Here is a 21,909-nt window from a genome sequence, read left to right on the forward strand (position 1 = left end):
CCGCGCCGCCCCGGGTGGGGGGGGGCGCCCTGCCGGGTGGACACCCCCCCCCGGGCGCGCCCCGGGGGGCCCCCCCCCCGGGGCCGTTTCCGTATGAGCGGCGTACCGCTATGCGGTGGAGGCGAATACGCCTTGCTGGGCGGCCAACGTCGCAGCCTCGGCGGCGGCCTTGATCGCCGCCTCGTCGACCGGGTCGCCGCTGGCGAGGAGGCGGTAGTAGAGCGGGGCGGAGACGGCGGAAAGGACTGCGCGGGGGTCGGTTTCGGGTGGGAGTTCGCCGCGGGTGATGGCGGCTTCGACGCAGGGGGACCATTCGCGCAGGCGGGTGTCGTAGAAGGTGTGCAGGGCCGCGGCGGCGGTGTCGTCGCTGGTGGCGGCGGCGATGACGGCGCGGAAGAGGCGGCCCTGGCGGGGGTCGGTGAGGGTTTTGCCGACCAAGCGGGCGTTTTCGAGCAGGTCGCCGCGCAAGGTGCCGGTATCGCTGTGGGGGAGTGAGGTTTCGGCCATCTCGGCCAGCAGGTCGGCAACGAGTCCGGCGGGGGTGCGCCAGCGGCGGTAGACGGTGGTCTTGCCGACCTCGGCGCGGGCGGCCACCTCGCCCAGGTCGAGGGTGGCGAAACCGTGTTCGGCCAGCAGGTCCCCGGTGGCGCGCAGCACGGCCTCGCGGACGCGGGCCGTGCGACCGCCCGGGCGGATCGAACCGGGGGTCGTGGCGTCGATCGATTCGGCGGCGTCCGACGCCTCGGCCGTGTCACGGGTCATAACGGTTCTCCAGTTCCATTTGCGACGGGCTGAGTGTAGCGTCTCGATTGTTAATGAAACTATGGTTCCGTTAGGAGTGATCATGGAATACCGTCGGCTCGGCGCTTCCGGTCTGCTGGTTCCGGCCTTGAGCTTCGGGGCGGGCACCTTCGGTGGTCGCGGCGAACTCTTCTCCGCCTGGGGCGACACCGATGCCCGGCAGGCCCGCAGGCTGGTGGACATCAGCCTGGACGCGGGCGTCACCCTGTTCGACACCGCCGACGTCTACTCCGACGGAGCGTCGGAAGAGGTGCTGGGCGAGGCGATTCGGGGCCGCCGCGATCGGCTGCTGCTCTCCACGAAGGCCGGGCTGCCGACCGGTCCGAGCCCGGTCGACGCGGGATCCGGTCGCGCCCGGCTCATCTCGGCGGTCGAGGGCTCGTTGCGACGCCTCGGCACCGACCACATCGACCTGTTCCAACTGCATGCCTTCGATGCCGGAACGCCGGTTGAGGAGGTTCTCTCGGCCCTGGATCAGCTGGTGCGTTCCGGGAAGATCCGTTATGTCGGCGCGTCCAATTTCGCGGGCTGGCAGCTCATGAAATCCCTTGCCGCCGCCGACAAGCACGGGTTCCCGCGCTATGTCGCACACCAGGTCTACTACTCGCTGGTCGGCCGCGATTACGAGTGGGAACTCATGCCGCTGGGCCTGGATCAGGGTGTCGGCGCGGTGGTCTGGAGTCCGCTCGGCTGGGGTCGGCTGACCGGGAAGATCCGTCGCGGCCAACCGCTTCCGGCGGGCAGCCGCCTGCATACGACCGCCGAGGCCGGGCCGCCGGTCGACGACGAGCAGCTCTACGACATCGTCGAGGTGCTGGACCAACTCGCCGCCGAAACCGGCCGGACCGTCCCGCAGCTCGCCCTGAACTGGCTGCTGCGACGGCCGACCGTGGCCACCGTCATCGTCGGCGCGCGCAACGAGGAGCAGTTGCGCCAGAACCTGGGTGCGGTCGGCTGGCAGCTCGACGCCGAGCAGATCGCCCGCCTGGACAAGGCGAGCGCCGTCACGCCGCCGTATCCCTACTACCCGTACTACCGGCTCGCGGACTTCGCACGCGTCAATCCGCCTGCCGTATAAGGGATCACGGAGTCGAATAGAGGCCCTGGGCGAGGACCGGCCACGAGGCTTTCAGATCGTCCTGCCAGTAACCCCAGATATGCGTTCCGGTGGTGCGGAATTCGAAGGTCGCCGGAATGTTCAGCGATTGCAGGCGGGTTTGCAGGATGGAGGTGGACAGTTCCACGTTCGCCTCGATGAACGAGCCCAGGGCCACCGTTTTGGTGGTGTCGGCGGGATTCTTCTCCATGCGGCCGCGCGCGCCGGGCACGTCGAACGCGCCGGGAATGCCATTGCCGGTGGAGATGAAAAGGTTGGTGCCGCGCAGTTTTTCGGCGTTCAGCGTCGGATCGTTGGCGGCCCACAGCGGGTCGTCGTCGGGTCCCCACATATTCGACACCTTGCCGCCGCCGTACAGCTCGGTGACCATGCGAATGGATTCCCGGCCCAGCGTGGACGTGGTCTGGAAGAACCCGCTGTACACGGCCGCGCTACGGAACAGTCCCGGATTGAAGATGACCGAATTCAGCACGGGCAGACCGGCCATGGAGATGCCCGCGATCGCATTGACGCCATTGCTGCCCAGTGCGGCGGTCATCAACGGCGGCAGTTCCTTGCCGAGATACGTGGACCATTTGTTCACCCCGAGGGCGGGGTCGGGGTTGATCCAGTCGGTGTACCAGGTGAACGCGCCGCCGATGGGCTGCACCACGTTCACGTTCTTGTCGGACAGGAAATCCAGTGCGTCGGTGCGCAATTGCCAGGTCGCCTGGTCGACGCCGCCGCCCGCGCCATTGAGCAGGTACAGCGTGGGGCGGGCCTGCGAGGTGTCCTGGGGGCGCAGCACGTCGACCGGGAAGACCTGGTTCATGGCGGCGGAGTAGATGGTGAAGGTGACGGTGTGCTCGTCCTTGGCCGCCACGTTCTTGATGTACGAGCCGTCGTCGGTCTTCAGGTCCGGCAGGGTGACACCGGGCAGTGTCGCGGCGGGAGTGGCGGCGGGGACGCCGTCATCGGCTCCGGCGGGGATGCCGCCCAGGCTCAGCGCCGCGACGGCGGTGAGGGCGGCTACCGCCGACCGTGCGGTGTTTCGACTGATCCGGACCGACATGCGTCTTAAATATCATGTTTTCAGACCGGTTGGACCGGAATCAGTACACGTCCCGCACGTAGCGCTTCTCCGCCACCAGTTGCTTCTTGAATGCCAGCGCGCCGTCCTCGCTGAGCTTGCCGTGAATCCGCGCGATCCGCAGCAGGGTGTCGTCCACGTCCTTGGCCATGCGCGCGGCGTCACCGCACACATAGAAATGGCCGCCCTCGCGCAGCCACGCCCACAATTCCGCGCCGTGCTCGATCATGCGGTGCTGCACGTAGATCCGCTCCCGCTGATCCCGCGAGAACGCCAGATCGAGGCGAGTCAGGAAGCCCGAGCGGAACATGTCCTCCAATTCGGCGCGGTAGTAGAAATTGTCCTTGGCGTGCTGATCGCCGAAGAAAAGCCAATTGCGGCCGGTGCATCCCAGCGCGCGCCGCTCCTGCAGGAAACCCCGGAACGGTGCGATGCCGGTGCCCGGGCCCACCATGATCATGGGCGCGGACGGATCCAGCGGCGGCCGGAAATGCGGTGCCCGTTGCAGGAAGATCGGCACCGGGGCGTCGGCGCGATCGGCGAGGAAGGTCGAGCACACCCCGCCACGCCGCGCCTGCGACCCGATGGCCGCCGGATCGCCGTAACGCACCACGCCGACGGTCAACTGCACCTCGCGCGGATCCACCAGCGGACTCGACGAGATCGAATACTGGCGCGGCTGTAGCTTTTTCAGCGTTCCCAGCCACTCCACCAGATCGGCCCGCACCGGGAAATCGCGCAGCACGTCCACGGCCTGCCGATCCCACAGGTACCCGTCCAGCTCATTGCGATTGTCGCGCCGCAGCAGTTTCGCCAAACGCGGGCTGGGATTGCGATCCGCCACGAACGACAGCAGATCCGTGCTCGCCTTGGTGATGTCGTAGCGGGTGCGCAGCGCCTGCGCCAGCGTCATCTCATCGTCTTCGACATCGATGATCCGCCGCCCGTCCAACCCGGTCGCCGCGAGCCATTCCGCCACCAGCGCAGCACAATTCGCGGGCCGAATCCCGAGCGAATCGCCGACCTCGTAGGTCGCCTCGAGATCACTCAGATCGAACCCGAACCGCCGCACCTCTTTCCCGGACCCGTCGCGCGAGAGCAGCTCATTGCGCACGAGTTTCGCGAGCACCGGCGCGTTGCGGGTGAACGGCGCGGCTTCCAGGGTGCGCGTGCGCCCCGCGGAGAACCCGGTGGCCGCACGGGCGGTGGCCGGTCCGGCCGGGCGAGCACCGGATTCCGGGGGACCGGGAGTGGTCCGATGCGATTCTCGGTCGGCCTCGGCAGCGGACCGGAAGGCGCCCGCCGCATCGCGGCGGGGCGTGGTCGCGGATCCGGTGTGGTTGGGATGGTCGGTTGCCGCTGCGCCGACATCGGCATGGCCGGTCGGTCCTGAGGCGACGCTGCCGGTCGGTCCGAAGGCGGGGTTGCCGGTCGGCTCGAAGGCGTCACTGCCGCCGGTGGATTCGGACGCCGGTGCGGTGAGGATCGCCGCGACCTCATCGATCCAGGTGGCCGACAGCTCTTCGTGGTCGGGCTCGCTGTCGACGCGGGGCAGCAGGCGGGTCGCGCCGCGCTGGGCGAAGAGCTCGTCGAGTTTCCGGCCGTGGCCGCAGAAGTCGTCGTAGGAGGAGTCGCCCAGCGCGAACACCGCGTAGCGCATGCCGGTCAGCCGGATCGCGCTGTCGTTGAGCCGTTCCCAGAAGTCGGCGCCGTTGTCGGGCGGTCCGCCGTCGCCGAAGGTGCTGCTGATGACCAGCACATCGCCGGTCAGGTCGGACAATTCGGCGGAATCCATGTCGAGCAGCCGCGGTTCGATCCCGGAATCGAGCAGGTAGGTGGTCAGAGCGGCGGCGAGGTCTTCCGCGGTCCCGGTCTGCGAGGCCCACAGCACGGTCACCGTCCGCGTCGGCAGCGCGAAACCCAGCGGTTCGACCGCGTCACCGAGGATCGACGCGCCACCGAGCACCGACGCGCTCGCGGCAGTGTCGAGCATCGTCGAACGAGGCTGCGGCGCACGGGAGTACATCCCGCCCAGCAGTCCGTTGATCCAGATCCGGCTGCGCTCGGAGATCGGCGCGGTGTCGGGGAGTACCGGCACATCGCTCACGGGGAGACTCTGCAGCGCCGCGAGATATCCGCCGAGGTAGATGCGCTCGATCTCGCTCAGCGTCGGTGCGCTTCCGCTGTCCAGCCCGAGCGTCACCGCCAGCGGATGCGGCCCGCTCGTACTTGCCCCGACCCCATTGCCGAACGGCCCGGAGGCCCCCACATCGGGATGAGGGGTAGCGCCGATGTCCAGAGCCCGGTCCAAGCCCTGGGCGTCGGCTGTCGCGATCGGGTCCTGCGGGCTCCCGGAAGCTGGGTGTCGCTGGGACGAATCACGTTCGGCGACAGTCGACTCCCCGGCCGCGGGGGAGTCGCCGTCGTGCGCGAGATCCGGGCCCGCGCGCAAAGCGGCGACTTTGCGCAGCCGGACCGCGCACGCCTTGAATTCCGGTTGCAGCGAGATCGGGTCGACGGCGTCATTGGTGACGGCGTTGATGGTGAGGTATTCGCCCTGTTCGTCGTTCCAGTGGAAGGGCGCGAAACAGGTGCCGGGCAGGACGCGGTCGCTGATCCGGACGGGCAGCACCGCACGGCCGCGGCGCGAGGCGATCTCGAGCTGATCGCCCGCGCCGACCTCGAGGCGCGCGGCGTCGTCCGGGTGGACCTCCAGGAACGGCGCGCCGTTGAGCTTGTTCAGCTTCGCCACCTTCCCGGTCTTGGTCATGGTGTGCCACTGGTGTTGCAGGCGGCCGGTATTGAGCACGAACGGGTGATCGTCGTCCGGCATCTCGGTGGGCAGCAGATGCGGGCGCGGGTAGAACACGGCCCGGCGGCTGGGAGTGGCGAAGGCCAGGCGCGGGGTGTGGCCCTGCTCATCGATGTACAGGGTCTGGCTGACGCCGTCGTTCAGGTAGCGAATCGGGTTGCGCCGCAGTCCCGGATCGGGGCACGGCCACTGCGCCGGGCCGTCGGCGAGACTCGCGTAGTCGATGCCGCGCAGGTCGTAGCCGGTCGCCGGATTGCTGAATTGCCGCAGCTCGTCGAAGATCTCCGCGCTGGAGCCGTAGTCGAACCCGGGGAAGCCGAGTGCGGTGGCCATCTGCGCGATGAGTTGCCAGTCCGGCCGCGCGTCGCCGATCGGATCGACCGAGCGCCGCAGCAGCGTCAGATTGCGCTCCGAATTGACCTGCACGCCATCGAATTCGGCCCACAGCGCGGCGGGCAGCAGCAGATCGGCGTAGGCGTTGGTGGCGGTGTCGGTGTACACGTCCTGGGCGATCACCAGCTCCGCGGCCTCGAGCCCGGCGATCACGGTGCGCCGATTCGCCATGGAGGCCACCGGATTACTGCAGATCACCCAGGCCGCCTTGATCTCGCCCTCGGCCAGCCCGCGGAACATCTCGATGGATCCCGGCCCGGCCTCGTCGCGAATGGTGCCGCTCGGCAGCCCCCAGATGTCCTCGGTGAAGGCCCGGTCGGCCGCCGACAGCAGGCTGCGCTGCCCCGGCAATCCCGGCCCCATGTAACCCATTTCGCGTCCGCCCATGGCATTGGGCTGCCCCGTGAGCGAGAACGGCCCGCTGCCGGTGCGGCAGATGGCCCCGGTGGCGAGGTGCAGGTTGATCAGGGCATTGGTGGACCAGGTGCCGTGGGTGGACTGGTTGATGCCCATGGTCCACAGCGACATCCACTCCCCGGCCGCGCCGATCCACGCGGCGGCCGTGCGAATGTCGGTCTCGGTGAGCCCGGTCACCTCGGCCACCCGCTTCGGCGGGTAATCGGCCAGGAATTCCGGCATGCCGTCCCAGCCCTCGGTGTGCTCGGCGATGAACTCGGCGTCGATGTCGCCGTTCTCGACCAGCAGGTGCAGCAGCCCGTTCAGCAGGGCGAGATCGGTGCCGGGTGTGATCTGCAGGAACAGGTCCGCGCGGTCGGCGGTGGCGGTGCGCCGCGGATCGACCACGATCAGTTTCGCGCCCGCCTTGAGCCGATCGGCCATGCGCAGGAACAGGATCGGATGGCAGTCGGCCATATTCGCGCCGATGACGAAGAACAGGTCGGCGTGATCGAGATCGTCGTAGGAACCGGGCGGGCCGTCCGCGCCGAGCGAGAGCTTGTAGCCGCCCGCCGCACTGGCCATGCACAGCCGCGAATTGGCCTCCATGTGCACGGTCCGCAGGTGGCCCTTGGCGAGCTTGGTGGCGAGATATTGCGCCTCGATCGACATCTGCCCGGACACGTAGAGCGCGATGGCGTCCGGTCCGTATGTGTCGAGAATCACCCGAAGTCGTTCGGCGGCTTCGTGAATCGCCTCGTCGACCGGCAGCGGGACGGGCGGCTGTCCGCGCTCGGGGCGGCGGTAGGCGGTCTCCATGCGGCCGGGCGCGGCCATCAGTTCGGCGTGGGTCGCGCCCTTGGTGCACAGCCGTCCCGCATTGACCGGATGGTGCTTGTCGCCCCTGACTTTGGCGATGATCGGCAGCCCGCGCGCATCGGGCTTGGTCTCCACGGTGATTCCGCAGCCCACCCCGCAGTACGAGCACGCGGTCCGGGTACTCGTGGCGGGAGCGGGCTGTTCGGCCATGGTTCCGAGTTAAACCAGTGCGGGTTGCGGGCGATTTACCGAACGTTAGGTCCAGATGACAATCGGCCTCACAGTCGGGGTCGACGACTGTGAGGCCAGGTCAGAGCACTGTAGTGAGCGATCCCACACGGGGTGGGACCGGGCGGTCAGCCCAGCTTGTAGCCGCGATGCAGGGCCACGATCCCACCGGTCAGATTGCGCCACTTCACCGATGACCACCCGGCATCGGCGATGCGCATGGCCAGCTGCGGCTGGTTCGGCCACTCCCGGATCGATTCGGCCAGATAGACATACGCGTCCGGATTGGAGCTGACCGTGGTCGCCACCCGGGGCAGCGCCTTCATCAGGTATTCCATGTACACCGTCCGGAACGGCGCCAGGGTCGGGGTGGAGAACTCGGCCACCACCAGCCGCCCGCCGGGCTTGGTCACCCGGGCCATTTCGCGCAGCGCCAGATCCGGATCGGAGACATTGCGCAGCCCGTAGGAGATGGTGACCGCGTCGAAGGAATCGTCGGCGAACGGCAGCGCCATGGCGTCGCCCGCCACCATCGGCACATTGCGCCAGCGACCCGCCGCGAGCATGCCCTGGGAGAAATCGGTGGCCAGGCACCAGGCGCCGGACTTCGCCATCTCGACGGTGGAGACGCCGGTCCCCGCCGCGAGATCGAGCACCCGTTCGCCGGGCCGCAGCGCCAACGCCTTTCGGGTCATCAGCCGCCAATAGCGGTCGATGCCGCCGGTCATCACCGTATTGGTGATGTCGTACCGCTTTGCGACCCCGTCGAACATGGACGCGACATCGCGCGGCTGCTTGTCCAGCTGGGCCCGAAACGATTCCCGCTGCCTGATTTTCGCCACCCTCGCACCCTAACGGGCGGCGTCCACGCGTGATGATCGTGCCCGCGCGGCGCGCAGCCGCGTCCGGAACGCACGCAGCCATCGCTTCGGCGAGGAGCCGAGGAACCACAGCAGCGGCAGGGCGATGGCCCAGCAGACCACGATCACCGAGGCCGCCGGGATGACCGCGACACGCGCATCGCGACCCGCCACCCTTACGAGGTCGGGATCGCTGCGCCGGTATTCGACATTGATGCGTTCGCCGACAGTCAGTTTGGTCGGATACAGCACGCCGGTCTTCGGATTGTGGGTCTCGCCGTCCGGCGTCACGAAGATGACCGCGGACCGCAGCGTGCCCGCCGACAGCACTTCGGCGCTGGTCACGCCCTTGTCGGAGTTGATCAGGTGGTCGTCGCGCCAGGCCGCCAGCACCAGCAGCACGGACAGGAAGCTGATGGTGGCCGCGGCGATCGCGACCCCGATCCGAGCCCGCCGCAACCGAACCGCCCGATGCTGTTCAGCGCTATGAGACTGGCTAGTTTCCGACACTTCAGCAGGCTATTCCATCGCTGAGCTACGGTCTTCGCCATGTCCCGAAAATTCAGCTTCACCGTGCAGTACAGCGTTCCGGTCGAAGATCTTCACCGGGCACTCACCAATGACGAGATGTGGCAGTCCCGCTTCGCCGAGGCGACGACCGCCACGCTGGAGCTCACCCACCCGGACGGCCCCGGCACCATCAGCATCCATATGACCGAAAAAGCTCCCGAAGATCAGATTCCCGGCATCGTCAAGAAGGTCCTCAAGAGCGAGCTGGAGCTCGAGCGCACCGACACCTGGGGCCCGCTGGCCGACGGTGTCGCCAAGGGCGAGTTCACCGGCCGCTCCGGCGGCATCACCACCGAGATGGCGGGCGCGTTCGAATTGCGGCCCACCGCCGAGGGTTCCGAGATCGAGGTCACCGGCACCGTCGACGTGAAGGTCCCGCTGGTGGGCGGGGCCATCGAACCGCTGGTCGAGAACCTGCTCAAGAAGGTCATGAACAGCGAGCGCAAGTCCGTCGAAACCTGGTTCGCCGCGCAGAACGCCTGATCCCGGTAAAACCGTGGATGCGGGGGTGGTCCCGCATCCACGGGGGGGCGTCACTGCGGCCCGAAATCGCCCTTGCTCGGATCGAATTCGCGGTTCTCGACCAGCACCAGCCAGTTGCCGGAGTTGTCGCGAACAATGGCCTCCACGCCGTAGGGGCGCTCGGCCGGAGGCTGGATGAACTCGACGCCCTTCGCGGTGAGCTCCTCGAAAGCCTTCTGGCAGTTCTCGGTTCGCAGCCCGAGCGCGCCGTGCGTGCCATTGGCCATGGAGCGGCGGATCGCCTCGGCCAGATCGTCGGTGAGCGGGGGCCCGGGCACCATCAGGGTGACCTCCAGCTCCGGATGATCCGGATGCACCACCGTCACCCAGCGGAAACCGTTGTCCCCCATGGTGATGTCGGAGTGCTCCACGAAGCCCAGATTGTCGATGTACCAGCGCTTGGATTCGGTCTGATCGGTGACGTACACGGTCACGAGCGAGACATTCGAGATGATCGTCATGCCCTCAGGCTATGGAGCGCCGGGCCCGCCACGCTTCTCCGAAATTGCGCGTTCTCGAATTCACGCCCGAATAGCTGAGTTCACACGCTCGGAACCTCGGTGAGGCTGACGTAACAATCCGGCAACGGTCCGGAAAGCCATGATCAACATTCACTGACCACCCTCGAAGGCGGAACAAGCTCGTGACGAGCCCGAACGAGGAGTGCCGGTGGTTCAGGTCGAAACACCCGCGGCCAATGCGGTCGCCGCGTCCAAAGAGACGCTGGAAGATTACACGCTGCGGTTCGCGCCCCGCAGCTACCGCAAATGGAGTCCGGCGGTGGTCGGCGTCTCCGCGCTCGGCGGCATCGCCTATCTGGCCGACTTCTCGATCGGCGCGAACATCGGCATCGCCAACGGCACCGGCAACGCGCTGCTGGGCATCGGCATCTTCGCCATCGTCGTCATGCTGACCGGCTTCCCGCTGGCCTACTACGCGGCGCGCTACAACATCGACCTGGACCTGATCACCCGCGGCAGCGGCTTCGGGTACTACGGGTCGGTGGTGACGAACATCGTGTTCGCCTCGTTCACCTTCATCTTCTTCGCGCTAGAAGGCTCGATCATGGCGCAGGGCCTGAAACTCGGCCTGCACGTGCCACTTCCGCTCGGCTACCTGGTGTCCACGGTGATGATCTTCCCGCTGGTCATCTACGGCATGAACACCCTGGCCAAACTCCAGGTGTGGACCACGCCGCTGTGGCTGGTGCTGATGGTGCTGCCGTTCGGCTTCCTGCTGGTGCGCCACCCCGACTCGGTCGGCACCTTCCTGTCCTACGGCGGCCAGGACGGCAAGGGCGTCTCGCTGTCCGGCGCGCTGCTCGCCGCCGGTGTCTGCCTCTCGCTCATCGCCCAGATCGCCGAGCAGATCGACTACCTGCGCTTCATGCCGCCCCGCACCCCCGAGAACGCCCGCAAGTGGTGGGGCTGGATGCTGCTGGCCGGACCCGGCTGGGTGCTGTTCGGCGCGATCAAGCAGGTCGTCGGCCTGTTCCTCGCGGTCTACCTGATCGCCAGCCTGCCCGGCGCGCAGAACATCGCCAACCAGCCGGTGCACCAGTTCCTCGAGATCTACCGCGACATGATGCCGTCCTGGCTGGCCATGACCCTGGCCGTCGCCCTGGTCGTCATCAGCCAGATCAAAATCAATGTGACCAACGCGTATTCGGGCTCGCTGGCGTGGACCAACTCCTTCACCCGCGTCACCAAGACCTACCCGGGCCGCATCGTGTTCCTCGGCCTGAACCTGGCCATCGCGCTGATCCTGATGGAAGCCAACATGTTCGACTTCCTCAACAACATCCTCGGCTTCTACGCCAACTGCGGCATCGCCTGGATCGTCACCGTCGCAACGGATATCGCGATCAACAAGTACGTGCTGAAGATCTCGCCCAAGGAACCCGAGTTCCGGCGCGGCATGCTCTACGACTTCAACCCGGTCGGCCTGGTCGGCTTCGGGCTGTCGGCGGCACTGTCCATCGCGACCTTCTTCGGCCTCTTCGGCGAGACCCTGAAGCCGTACTCGCCCATCGTCGCCGTGGTGGTGTCGTTCCTGGCCACGCCGTTGACCGCGATTCTCACCAAGGGCAAGTACTACCTGCGCCGCGACCACGACGGCATCGAATTGGACATGTTCGACGAGCACGGCAACCCGTCGGGGGAGACCCTCACCTGCGCGGTCACCGGCATGGAATTCGAGCGCCCCGACATGATCGCCTCGGCGGTCCCGGGACCGGAGGGCGAGATCCAGTACATCAGCTCGCTGGCACTCTCCACCGACAAGACCGGCATCCACGTACTGCCCGCGAAATAGCCGCTACGCCCGCGGTTTCCGATCCGAGAGACCGTGCATGAAGACGTAGCAGCCAGGAATATGGGGCGCGCCCTCGGCAGCGAACTTCGCTTGATACTCCGAGGGCGACATCCCCACCAGTTCGGTGAATTTGCGGCTGAACGAACCGAGACTGCTGTAGCCGACCAGCATGCAGGTCTCGGTCACGGTGATATTGGTCGCGCGCAACAGATCCTGCGCCCGTTCGATCCGCCGCTCGGCCAGATACACCGCCGGGGTCTTCCCGTACGTGGCCGCGAAGCTGCGCAGGAAGTGATACTTCGACACCCCCGCGACCGCGGCCAAGGCGTCCAGATCCAAGGGCTCCGCGTAGTTCCGGTCGGCCAGATCCCGTGCTCGCCGCAGATGCGGCAGCAGATCCTCGGGAACCGGCCGCCCGGTCACGAGAACGGCCGGATCTTGTCGAATCGCAAGGAGGCCCGGCCCGACGCCCGCCACAGCCGCGCGGTCAGATCCACGTCCTCGTCGGTGACCAGATTGCCCATCACCCGGACCGCGGTGCGCTGCAACAGCTTCGACCGCATCATCGGCGGCCCGCCCAACGGCACCGTCCGCGGATGCGTGGCCAGCCCCGCCAGCCGCCGCGCCACCGAATAGGTGCGGCCATAGCGCTCCCGCAGCAGCTCCGGCCAGATATGCGTCAGATCCGGCTGATCCAGGATCCCGGCGAGCATGTGCCCGCCCTCCAAGCCGTAGTCGATGCCCTCGCCGTTGAGCGGATTCACGCACCCGGCCGCGTCGCCGAGCAGCGCCCAGTTGCGGCCCGCCAGATTCGACACCGCGCCGCCCATGGGCAGCAGCGCCGAGGCCACCGCCCGCGCCTCGCCCTCGAAACCCCATTCCGCGCGCCGCTGCGAGACATAGTGCTGCAGCAGCGGTTTCAGCGCGATATGCGACGGCCGCTTCTCGGTGGCCAGCGAACCGACCCCGATATTGACCTCGCCGTTGCCGAGCGGAAAGACCCAGCCGTATCCGGGAATCAATTCCCCGGCGGCATCCCGCAATTCGAGATGCGAGGTGATCCAGGGATCGTCGCTGCGCTCGGACTTGATGTAGGCCCGCGCCGCCGTCCCGTACGCGTACTGCCGATGCCAGGTGCGGCCCAGCATCTTTCCCACCGGCGAGCGCACCCCGTCGGCCACGATCAGCGTCTTACACGACACCGCCCGCAGCCCGCCGTCGGTCTTGATCGTCACCCCGGTGACCAGATCGCCCTCGCGGGCCACCTCCACCACCTTGGCCCCGTCGACCATGCGCGCCCCCGACTTCACCGCGGTCTCGCGCAGCTTGTCGTCGAGTTCGGTTCGCGGGACGGCACTTCCGTAGGTGGGAAACGACCCGTTCGGCCAGGGCAGCAGCGCCTCGCGCCCGAACCCGGCCATCCGCAGCCCGTGATTGACCGTGTGCGCCCGCACCCAGTCACCCAGCCCCAGATGCTCGAGCTCGGCGGTAGCGCGCGGCGTCAGCCCGTCACCGCAGGTCTTGTCGCGCGGGAACACCGCGGAATCGGTCAGCAGCACATCGCGTCCCGCCCTAGCGGCCCACGCGGCCGCCGCCGATCCGGCGGGACCCGCACCGACCACCAGCACATCGACATGCGAAGGCAAAACGTCCGACGATTTCCCCTGCTCGGGCGCGACTTCCGGTGAACCCATGCGGTCAATACTTGCAGCACATCACCGGGCGCGCATATCTGCCCCGTACTCCATCCGGCCCCGGCCTGGGCCGTTTCGATTCACATAGCGATTGTTTCGTGCGTCGCACTACGGTGGTGTGCATAGGGGGTGATCGATCCACACGCTAGGTTCTTTGGCGTGGGGTCGGACGCGGCACTGGGAGATGAAATGAGCGCATCAGCTGTGAGCGATGAGAGCACCGTGGTCGCGGGGGTGGATCTGGGCGATCCCGAGCTCGCGGCGACTGTGCGCAAGGGTCTGATCGAGGTCGAGGATCTGCTGATCACCGAGCTGTCCGACGGCGAGGAGTTCCTGCAGGAGGCCGCACTGCATCTGGCCAAGGCCGGCGGCAAGCGTTTCCGTCCGCTGTTCACCATCCTCACCGGCCAGCTCGGCCCCAACCCGACCAGTCCGGACCTCGTCACCGCGGGCACCGTGGTCGAACTGGTGCACCTGGCGACCCTCTACCACGACGACGTCATGGACGAGGCCTCCATGCGCCGCGGCGCACCCAGCGTGAACTCGCGTTGGGGCAACAGCGTCGCGATCCTCGCGGGTGACTACCTGTTCGCACACGCCTCCCGTCTGGTCTCCACCCTCGGCCCCGATGCCGTCCGCATCATCGCCGAGACCTTCGCCGAACTGGTCACCGGACAGATGCGCGAGACCATCGGCGCGCGGCAGTCCCAGGACCCGGTCGAACACTACCTGCGCGTGGTCTGGGAGAAGACCGGTTCGCTGATCGCGGCCGCGGGCCGTTTCGGCGGCACCTTCTCCGGCGCTTCCCTCGATCACGTGGAACGCCTGGCCCGCCTCGGCGACGCCGTGGGCACCGCCTTCCAGATCGCCGACGACATCATCGACATCTCCTCGGTGTCCGAGCAGTCCGGCAAGACCCCGGGCACCGATCTGCGCGAGGGCGTGCACACCCTGCCCGTGCTCTACGCCCTGCGCGACGAGGGTTCCGAGGGCGACCGCCTGCGCAAGCTGCTGGCCCAGCCGCTGCAGACCGACGCCGAGGTCGACGAGGCCCTGTACCTGCTCTCGCGCTCGCGCGGTCTGGTGCTGGCCAAGGAGAAGCTGCACGGCTACGCCGATATCGCGCACGCCGAGCTGTCCGCCCTGCCCGGCGGCCCGGCCAACGAGGCCCTCGAGCAGTTGGTCCGCTACACCATCGAACGCGTCGGCTGACCGGTTCCGAAACCGATCAGTCGAACAACTGGGAACTTCATCCTGCGGCTCTATCGTTGACCTGGTGTAACTCAGCGATGAGGGGGCACAGAAGGAGACCGTTTATGCATGGGCATGGTTATGCGAACGGGTTGAAGACGTTCGGCCTCTTGGTGGGTATGTCGGCGTTGATCGTGTTCGCCGGGGCCATGTTCCGGAGCCCGACGATCCTGATCCTCTCGATCGTGCTGGCCGTCGGCATGAACGCCTACGCGTATTTCAACAGCGACAAACTCGCTTTGAAGGCGATGCACGCACAGCCGGTCACCGAGCTGGAAGCGCCCGCGATGTACCGCATCGTGCGCGAGTTGGCCACGGCCGCACGGCAACCCATGCCACGGCTCTACATCAGCCCCACCAACGCGCCGAACGCCTTTGCCACCGGCCGCAATCCGCGCAACGCGGCGGTGTGCTGCACCACCGGTATCCTGCAGATCCTCGACGAGCGCGAACTGCGCGCCGTCCTGGGCCACGAGCTCTCGCACGTCTACAACCGCGACATCCTGATCTCGTCGGTGGCGGGCGCGCTCGCCGCGGTGATCTCCGGCCTGGCCAACCTCGCGTTCTTCGCCGGTATCTTCGGCGGCAACCGCGACGGCGAAGGCCCGAATGTCATTGGCATCCTGCTGGTTTCGCTGCTCGGCCCGATCGCGGCCTCGCTCATCAAACTGGCCGTCTCGCGCTCCCGCGAATACCAGGCCGACCAGGACGGCGCGGAACTCACCGGCGACCCCCTGGCGCTCGCCTCGGCCCTGCGCAAACTCGAACGCGGCACCCAAGCCGCCCCTTTGCCCCCCGAACCGCAACTGACGGCCCAATCCCACCTGATGATCGCCAACCCGTTCCGCAACGGCGACAAGATGGCCCGCTGGTTCTCCACCCACCCGCCCATGGAAGACCGCATCGCCCGCCTGGAGGAAATGGCAGGCGGCCCCCGCCGCTACTGATGTCGGGGTTTGGGGCCTGCCCCAACGGGGGTCCGGGGGCTTGGCCCCCGTTTCCCCTTTCCGGGGGTGTGGGGGCGCAGCCCCCCACTCGTCCCCGCGACTAGCGGTAGTTCACGAACTGCAGGGCGATGTCGAAGTCGCCGCCCTTGAGCAGGGCGATGACGGCCTGCAGGTCGTCGCGGTTCTTGGAGGTGACCCGCAGCTCCTCGCCCTGAATCTGCGCCTTGACGCTCTTGGGCCCCTCGTCGCGGATCTTCTTGGCGATCTTCTTCGCGTTCTCGGTGGTGATCCCCTGCACCAGGGTGCCTGTGATCTTGTACACCTTCCCGGACGCCTGCGGATCGCCGGCGTCGAACGCCTTGAGCGAGATGTCGCGGCGAATCAGCTTCTCCTTGAACACATCCAGCGCCGCCTTCACCCGGTCCTCGGAATCGGCGGTGAGAACGATCTTCTCCTCGCCGGACCATTCGATGCTCGCGCCGGTGTTGCGGAAGTCGTAGCGCTGGCTCAGCTCCTTGCCGGCCTGGTTGAGCGCGTTGTCCACCTCCTGGCGATCGATCTTGCTCACCACATCGAACGATGAATCGGCCACGCTTGTGCTCCTTGTCCGAGATCGGAAATTTGGGGGTTCGACCGCCGACGCTAGTCCTTGCGGCGTGGCGATATCCAGCCGGTTTGCATTGCGGGAGGGGGTTCGATGTATTCTCGTTACCGCGCCGCGAGGCGTAACCCTGGCAGATTGCCCGAGCGGCCAATGGGAGCGGACTGTAAATCCGTCGGCGTAGCCTACGTAGGTTCGAATCCTACATCTGCCACACGAGAACCCCGTGGATGAAAATCCACGGGGTTCTTTGTATTTGAGGCTGTGTCACACCACCTCCAGCGGGAGTCGCACTGCCTCCGGCTCGAACCTCCGGTACCCCCTCGGATCCGTCTCAAAACATGCCCTGACCACAGGATTTGGAAGTGCGGCGGGGGAGTGTGTAATCTCGTTCAAGTCGTCAGCGCCCCGGCCCAGACCGGAGCAAGACAGACACGCCCCCTTAGCTCAGTCGGCAGAGCGTTTCCATGGTAAGGAAAAGGTCAACGGTTCGATTCCGTTAGGGGGCTCGCCGGATTGCCGGTGGTGACCGACTCGGCTTCTCCTTGCAGGACCGGGACATCCCCGCCGTCAAGTACCGACACCAGATGGCGGTGTAGCTCAGTCGGTAGAGCAAACGACTCATAATCGTTGTGTCGCCGGTTCAAGTCCGGCCATCGCTACATACTGATATTCCAATCAGGCTGACCGGAAAGAAGGCAAATCGTGGCCGCGAAGTCCACTGATATCCGGCCAAAGATCACCTTGGCCTGCGAGCAGTGCAAGCACCGTAACTACATCACCAAGAAGAACCGGCGCAATGACCCGGACCGCTTGGAGCTGAAGAAGTTCTGCCCCAACTGCGGTACCCACCGGGCGCACCGCGAATCTCGATAACTTAACCCCGCGCGCTCTACCGCGTGGAAGAAGTGCCGGATCGGCAAGTCAGATGGTCTCTTGAAAAGGGACATTGGCTCCGGTCCGGCACTTGGTGTATATAGCGGTGGTTCAGCGCTCCGCCCGATCCTGATGAAGGATCAGTTAGGGACTTCCTGCCGTGACTCTCAACACCGAGATCAACTCCGAGGCCGACATGCTCGATCCGAGCGAGGCTTTCGACCCCGCCGCGCACGCCGCCGCGATGGTCGGTTATCACTACCGCGTCGACGACTACTACGAGGTCGGCCGCGAGAAGGTGCGTGAATACGCCCGCGCCGTGCAGGACTACCACCCCGCGCACTGGGACGAGGACATCGCCCGCGGCTACGGCCACGACGGCCTGGTGGCCCCGCTCACCTTCATCTCCCTGGTCGGAATCCTGGCCCAGCGCAAGCTCTTCGAGCAGATCGTCACCGGCTACGACCTGAGCCAGATCATGCAGACCGATCAGATCCTGGAGTTCCACCGGCCCATCAAGGCCGGCGACCAGCTGTCCTGCATCGTCTACCTGCACTCGTTCCGGCAGGCCTTCGGCGGCGACATCATCGTCACCCGCAACGACGTGGTCGCCCAGAACGACGAGCTGGTGCTCACCACCTACACCACCCTGATCGGCCGCAGCGGCGGTGACATCGATCCCAATATCGGTGACGCCGTGCGCAATGTGCTCATGCACGGGGTGGGCCCGGACGCCGCCGACGCCGACAAGCCGGTCGAGATCGACTCGCCCGAGCACGCCGTCGCGGTCGTCCCGACCGGCCGCGTGGTGGCCAGCGCGCAGACCCGTCGCTTCGACGATGTCGCGGCCGGCGACGAACTGCCCTCGCGCACGGTGCAGCTCACTCGCGGTGACCTGGTGAACTACGCCGGCGTCTCCGGCGACGCCAACCCGATCCACTGGAGCGACGATGTCGTGAAGCTGGTCGGCCTGGAAAACGTTGTGGCGCACGGCATGCTGACCATGGGCCTGGGTGGCGGCTTCGTCACCTCGTGGCTCGGCGACCCGGGCGCGGTCAAGGAGTACAACGTCCGTTTCACCAGCCCCGTCTACGTCCCCGCCGACCGCCCCGCGGAGATCGAGTACACCGGCAAGGTGAAGTCCGTCGACCCCGAGACCCGCACCGCGGTGATCGCGATCGTGGCGAAGTCGGAGGGCCGCAAGATCTTCGGCCGCGCCACCGCGACCGTCCAGCTGGGCTGAATCCGTCCGGCCGGGCGGCGCCCCGACCCGAGGTACGCTGCGACACCCCGATTGGCGATCGCCACGCGGGGTAACGTAGTATCGAAAATCTGGGGTCACCAGCCGATGCGCGCTGCTCCGAGGAGCGGCGCGTATGTTGTGTGAATAGTGTTGAGTGAATCCCCGGGTACAACTGAATGAGACACAGTGGCTGGGCCAACCCCGTCCAGCCGAAGGGGCGTAGCTCAACTGGCAGAGCAGCGGTCTCCAAAACCGCAGGTTGCAGGTTCAAGTCCTGTCGCCCCTGCCCTGGATGCCGACGTTAGAGAGGATCGACGTGAGCGACGAGCGGGATACTCGCCACGAAGATGGCGATGACACCGCCGCGGTGGCTCGTCCGAGCGGCAAGCGGTCCGCCCGGCGTTCACGCGCCGCGTCGTCGACCGCGACGATCGAGCGACCGTCGGAAGCGGCGAAGGCAACCACCAAGAAGTCCGGCAAGGACAAGAACGCCGGGCGTGGCGGTCGGGGCAACCCGTTCCTGAGCCTGTGGACGTTCCTCAAGCAAGTTGTTGCGGAACTTCGCAAGGTCATCTGGCCCAACCGCAAGCAGATGGTCACCTATACGAGCGTTGTCCTGGTGTTCGTGGTCTTCGTGATCGCGTTCATCGGCGGGTTGGATGTGGCGTTCATCAAGGGTGTCAGCTGGCTCTTCGGCTAGGCGGCACGACGACCGCCTCTGACCGTCGCAGCCGGTGACCGGCCCCCGTGCAGAGGCGGGGGAGCGGGACCATCCGCCGGGCGTATTGCCCCGGCGCGCAGAGGATTACGTGACGACCAAGAAAGCGAGTGCCCCAGTGAGCACCCCGGAGAACGGCACAACCGAGGAATTCCCGGTGGATGACGTGGTGATCGATGAGACCATCACGGACGTCGAAGACGCTGAGGCCACCGCCGACGACGAGTTCGCCGCCGACGCGGACGAATTCGCCGCCGATGCCGAAGAGGACGAGCCCGCGCAGCCCGTCGCCCAGATCACCGACGAGCCCGCCGACCCGGTGGCCGAGATGACGGCCGCGCTGCGTCGCGCCCCCGGTGACTGGTACGTCGTGCACTCCTACGCCGGTTACGAGAACAAGGTGAAGACCAATCTCGAGACCCGCGTGCAGAACCTCGGTCTCGAGGAGTACATCTTCCAGGTCGAGGTGCCGACCGAAGAGGTCACCGAGATCAAGAACGGCCAGAAGAAGAACGTCAACCGCAAGGTGCTGCCGGGCTACATCCTGGTCCGCATGGAGCTGAACGACGAGTCCTGGGGCGCGGTGCGCAACACCCCCGGTGTCACCGGTTTCGTCGGCGCCACCTCGCGGCCCTCGCCGCTGACCATTCCCGAGGTCGTGAAGTTCCTGGTCCCGGCCGCGCAGCAGAAGAAGGCCGCTCCGGCCGCCGCCGCTGCCGCCGCTTCGACCTCCGGTGACTCCTCGATCGTGAAGCCGGTCATCGAGGTCGACTTCGAGGTCGGCGAGTCGGTCACCGTCATGGACGGCCCGTTCGCGACCCTCCCGGCCAGCATCTCCGAGGTCAATGCCGAGCAGCAGAAGCTCAAGGTGCTGGTCTCGATCTTCGGCCGCGAGACTCCGGTCGAGCTGGCCTTCACTCAGGTCGCCAAGATTTAGTCGCATGAGGGCGGTGGCCCCGGGTTTCACCCGGTGTCACCGCCTTTTTTGCGTTCACGTAGACTTGCCGGGTTGTGCCTAGGGCTGGGTAGTTGACATTGCCCGCGGCGCAAATCCCGGAAAAGGCTTGCGGGTGATCCGCAAGGAACCTAACCAAGGAAGAAAGATGCCCCCGAAGAAGAAGAAGGTCTCTGGGCTTATCAAGCTCCAGATCCAGGCCGGTGCCGCTAACCCGGCCCCGCCGGTCGGCCCCGCGCTGGGTCAGCACGGCGTCAACATCATGGAATTCTGCAAGGCGTACAACGCGGCGACCGAGTCGCAGCGTGGCAACGTCATCCCGGTCGAGATCACGGTCTACGAAGACCGCACGTTCGACTTCAAGCTGAAGACGCCGCCGGCCGCGCGTCTGCTGCTGAAGGCCGCGGGAATCCAGAAGGGTTCGGCCGAGCCGCACCGCAACAAGGTCGCGCAGATCACCATGGACCAGGTCCGTGAGATCGCCAAGACCAAGCAGGAAGACCTGAACGCCAACGACATCGACGCCGCGGCGAAGATCATCGCTGGTACCGCCCGCTCGATGGGTATCACCATCGCGGAGTAAGAGCTTTCCGTGTCCCTGCGAGGGGACGCAGAGCTCTGGTGGGAGGGACGGCCAGTCCCGCAACCACTTCTGACTACTTAAGGACAGACAATCATGGCAAAACGAAGCAAGGCTTATCTCGAGGCGGCCGCCAAGGTCGACCGCGCCGCGCTGTACTCCCCGCTGAGCGCCGTGCGCCTGGCGAAGGAGACCGCGACCACCAAGACCGACGCGACCGTCGAGGTCGCCGTCCGTCTGGGCGTTGATCCCCGCAAGGCCGACCAGATGGTCCGTGGCACCGTCAACCTGCCGCACGGCACCGGTAAGACCGCCCGCGTCATCGTGTTCGCCGTCGGCGACAAGGCCGCCGAGGCCGAGGCCGCCGGTGCCGACGCCGTGGGCGCCGAGGACCTGATCGAGCGGATCCAGGGCGGCTGGCTGGACTTCGACGCCGCGATCGCCACCCCGGACCAGATGGCCAAGGTCGGTCGTATCGCGCGTGTCCTGGGCCCGCGTGGTCTGATGCCGAACCCCAAGACCGGCACCGTCACCCCCGACGTGACCAAGGCCGTTCAGGACATCAAGGGCGGCAAGATCAACTTCCGCGTCGACAAGCAGGCCAACCTGCACTTCGTGATCGGCAAGGCTTCCTTCGACGATGCGAAGCTGGCCGAGAACTACGGCGCCGCGCTCGACGAGATCCTGCGCGTCAAGCCCTCCACCGCGAAGGGCCGCTACGTCAAGAAGGTGACGTTCTCGACGAACACCGGACCGGGCATCCCGGTGGACCCGAACCGCACCCGCAACTTCGCGGAAGAGGACTGAGTCCTCACCGCGTAGCGTAGCGACGCAACAACATACAAAGGCCGGCGCGATGACTCGCGTCGGCCTTTGGTGTTGGTGGGGTGCGGCGTGCTTCCCGACCTGGTGCGATGGCTCGCGCTGGCCCGCGGTGTTCGTAGGCCGGGTGAGAGGTCTTGTCGGCCTGGGGTTTCGGCGGTAACGCCGCGCGGTGTGCGGCCGAAGGCGTTGGCGCGCCCGGGGGTTCGCGAGTCAGGGGAGGAGGCTCGAAGCGCAGCGCCTTGCCGTGGAAGGACTGCGCCGGCGGGCGCGGCCGATCGGTGGGCAGTTCCAGCTGGTCGGGCAGTCCGGCCAGCGCGCG

General features: G+C 66.8%; 20 protein-coding genes and 4 tRNA genes. 15 read left to right on the forward strand and 9 right to left on the reverse strand.

Annotated features, from left to right (window positions below; all coding sequences use genetic code 11):
* Positions 1-108: 108 nt before the first annotated feature.
* A complete protein-coding gene (locus ACWELQ_RS09280; RefSeq protein ID WP_452396532.1) occupies positions 109-762 on the reverse strand; it encodes a TetR/AcrR family transcriptional regulator in 654 nt (217 codons plus the stop codon).
* Positions 763-844: 82 nt separating this feature from the next.
* On the opposite strand from ACWELQ_RS09280, the gene ACWELQ_RS09285 reads away from it, so the two are divergent.
* A complete protein-coding gene (locus ACWELQ_RS09285) occupies positions 845-1,879 on the forward strand; it encodes an aldo/keto reductase (protein ID WP_452396533.1) in 1,035 nt (344 codons plus the stop codon).
* Between the two features lie 4 nt (positions 1,880-1,883).
* On the opposite strand, the gene ACWELQ_RS09290 is transcribed toward ACWELQ_RS09285, so the two are convergent.
* The 4 genes from ACWELQ_RS09290 to ACWELQ_RS09305 form a co-directional block, all read right to left on the reverse strand.
* On the reverse strand, positions 1,884-2,969 hold the full coding sequence (locus tag ACWELQ_RS09290) for an alpha/beta hydrolase (RefSeq protein ID WP_452396534.1): 1,086 nt from the start codon (positions 2,967-2,969) through the stop codon (positions 1,884-1,886).
* 40 nt (positions 2,970-3,009) lie between these two features.
* Positions 3,010-7,617: a molybdopterin-dependent oxidoreductase gene (locus tag ACWELQ_RS09295; protein WP_452396535.1), complete on the reverse strand. Its 4,608-nt coding sequence runs from the start codon at positions 7,615-7,617 to the stop codon at positions 3,010-3,012.
* A gap of 146 nt (positions 7,618-7,763) precedes the next feature.
* The gene (locus ACWELQ_RS09300; RefSeq protein ID WP_452396536.1) at positions 7,764-8,477 is read right to left on the reverse strand and encodes a demethylmenaquinone methyltransferase; all 714 of its coding nucleotides are present in this window, start codon (positions 8,475-8,477) and stop codon (positions 7,764-7,766) included.
* A 9-nt stretch (positions 8,478-8,486) separates the two neighbouring features.
* Positions 8,487-9,005 carry a DUF3592 domain-containing protein gene (locus ACWELQ_RS09305; protein WP_452396537.1) on the reverse strand — a complete coding sequence of 173 codons (519 nt, stop codon included), beginning with the start codon at positions 9,003-9,005 and terminating at the stop codon, positions 8,487-8,489.
* 39 nt (positions 9,006-9,044) lie between these two features.
* Here ACWELQ_RS09305 and ACWELQ_RS09310 point away from each other — a divergent pair, with 39 nt between their 5' ends.
* Positions 9,045-9,548: a DUF2505 domain-containing protein gene (locus tag ACWELQ_RS09310; protein ID WP_452396538.1), complete on the forward strand. Its 504-nt coding sequence runs from the start codon at positions 9,045-9,047 to the stop codon at positions 9,546-9,548.
* A gap of 50 nt (positions 9,549-9,598) precedes the next feature.
* On the opposite strand, the gene ACWELQ_RS09315 is transcribed toward ACWELQ_RS09310, so the two are convergent.
* Positions 9,599-10,042 (reverse strand): VOC family protein, encoded by a 444-nt coding sequence (locus ACWELQ_RS09315; RefSeq protein ID WP_452396546.1) that lies wholly within the window; start codon positions 10,040-10,042, stop codon positions 9,599-9,601.
* Between the two features lie 208 nt (positions 10,043-10,250).
* Here ACWELQ_RS09315 and ACWELQ_RS09320 point away from each other — a divergent pair, with 208 nt between their 5' ends.
* Entirely contained in the window at positions 10,251-11,900 is a 1,650-nt protein-coding gene (locus tag ACWELQ_RS09320) for a purine-cytosine permease family protein (protein ID WP_452396539.1), read from the forward strand.
* Positions 11,901-11,903: 3 nt separating this feature from the next.
* Here ACWELQ_RS09320 and ACWELQ_RS09325 read toward each other — a convergent pair whose 3' ends face one another.
* Positions 11,904-12,323 carry a helix-turn-helix domain-containing protein gene (locus ACWELQ_RS09325; RefSeq protein WP_452396540.1) on the reverse strand — a complete coding sequence of 140 codons (420 nt, stop codon included), beginning with the start codon at positions 12,321-12,323 and terminating at the stop codon, positions 11,904-11,906.
* Positions 12,320-13,594, reverse strand: coding sequence for a geranylgeranyl reductase family protein (locus tag ACWELQ_RS09330; RefSeq protein WP_452396541.1), 1,275 nt, complete (start codon positions 13,592-13,594; stop codon positions 12,320-12,322). The genes ACWELQ_RS09325 and ACWELQ_RS09330 overlap by 4 nt, the downstream gene beginning before the upstream one ends.
* A 189-nt stretch (positions 13,595-13,783) precedes the next feature.
* On the opposite strand from ACWELQ_RS09330, the gene ACWELQ_RS09335 reads away from it, so the two are divergent.
* Both ACWELQ_RS09335 and htpX read left to right on the forward strand, forming a co-directional pair.
* Complete coding sequence (locus ACWELQ_RS09335; protein ID WP_452396542.1) at positions 13,784-14,806, forward strand: polyprenyl synthetase family protein; 1,023 nt, start codon at positions 13,784-13,786, stop codon at positions 14,804-14,806.
* A gap of 104 nt (positions 14,807-14,910) precedes the next feature.
* Positions 14,911-15,792 carry a zinc metalloprotease HtpX gene (htpX, locus tag ACWELQ_RS09340; RefSeq protein ID WP_452396543.1) on the forward strand — a complete coding sequence of 294 codons (882 nt, stop codon included), beginning with the start codon at positions 14,911-14,913 and terminating at the stop codon, positions 15,790-15,792.
* A gap of 100 nt (positions 15,793-15,892) precedes the next feature.
* On the opposite strand, the gene ACWELQ_RS09345 is transcribed toward htpX, so the two are convergent.
* A complete protein-coding gene (locus ACWELQ_RS09345; RefSeq protein WP_452396544.1) occupies positions 15,893-16,384 on the reverse strand; it encodes a YajQ family cyclic di-GMP-binding protein in 492 nt (163 codons plus the stop codon).
* Between the two features lie 141 nt (positions 16,385-16,525).
* On the opposite strand from ACWELQ_RS09345, the gene ACWELQ_RS09350 reads away from it, so the two are divergent.
* The 10 genes from ACWELQ_RS09350 (at position 16,526) to rplA (ending at position 21,572) form a co-directional block, all read left to right on the forward strand.
* A tRNA-Tyr gene (locus ACWELQ_RS09350) sits at positions 16,526-16,607 on the forward strand.
* Positions 16,608-16,829: 222 nt separating this feature from the next.
* Positions 16,830-16,902, forward strand: a tRNA-Thr gene (locus tag ACWELQ_RS09355).
* 80 nt (positions 16,903-16,982) lie between these two features.
* A tRNA-Met gene (locus tag ACWELQ_RS09360) sits at positions 16,983-17,055 on the forward strand.
* Positions 17,056-17,098: 43 nt separating this feature from the next.
* Entirely contained in the window at positions 17,099-17,269 is a 171-nt protein-coding gene (gene rpmG / locus ACWELQ_RS09365; protein WP_029925945.1) for a 50S ribosomal protein L33, read from the forward strand.
* Between the two features lie 196 nt (positions 17,270-17,465).
* Positions 17,466-18,512, forward strand: a complete 1,047-nt coding sequence (locus ACWELQ_RS09370; protein ID WP_452396547.1) for a fused (3R)-hydroxyacyl-ACP dehydratase subunits HadA/HadB — start codon at positions 17,466-17,468, stop codon at positions 18,510-18,512.
* 213 nt (positions 18,513-18,725) lie between these two features.
* A tRNA-Trp gene (locus ACWELQ_RS09375) sits at positions 18,726-18,798 on the forward strand.
* Between the two features lie 30 nt (positions 18,799-18,828).
* Positions 18,829-19,212, forward strand: coding sequence for a preprotein translocase subunit SecE (gene secE, locus ACWELQ_RS09380; RefSeq protein WP_452396545.1), 384 nt, complete (start codon positions 18,829-18,831; stop codon positions 19,210-19,212).
* 136 nt (positions 19,213-19,348) lie between these two features.
* A complete protein-coding gene (gene nusG, locus ACWELQ_RS09385) occupies positions 19,349-20,167 on the forward strand; it encodes a transcription termination/antitermination protein NusG (RefSeq protein ID WP_452396548.1) in 819 nt (272 codons plus the stop codon).
* 166 nt (positions 20,168-20,333) lie between these two features.
* Positions 20,334-20,768, forward strand: a complete 435-nt coding sequence (gene rplK, locus ACWELQ_RS09390; RefSeq protein ID WP_379343923.1) for a 50S ribosomal protein L11 — start codon at positions 20,334-20,336, stop codon at positions 20,766-20,768.
* Positions 20,769-20,861: 93 nt separating this feature from the next.
* Positions 20,862-21,572: a 50S ribosomal protein L1 gene (gene rplA, locus ACWELQ_RS09395; RefSeq protein WP_120735521.1), complete on the forward strand. Its 711-nt coding sequence runs from the start codon at positions 20,862-20,864 to the stop codon at positions 21,570-21,572.
* Positions 21,573-21,909: the final 337 nt, after the last annotated feature.

Source organism: Nocardia sp. NPDC004722 (assembly GCF_053601505.1).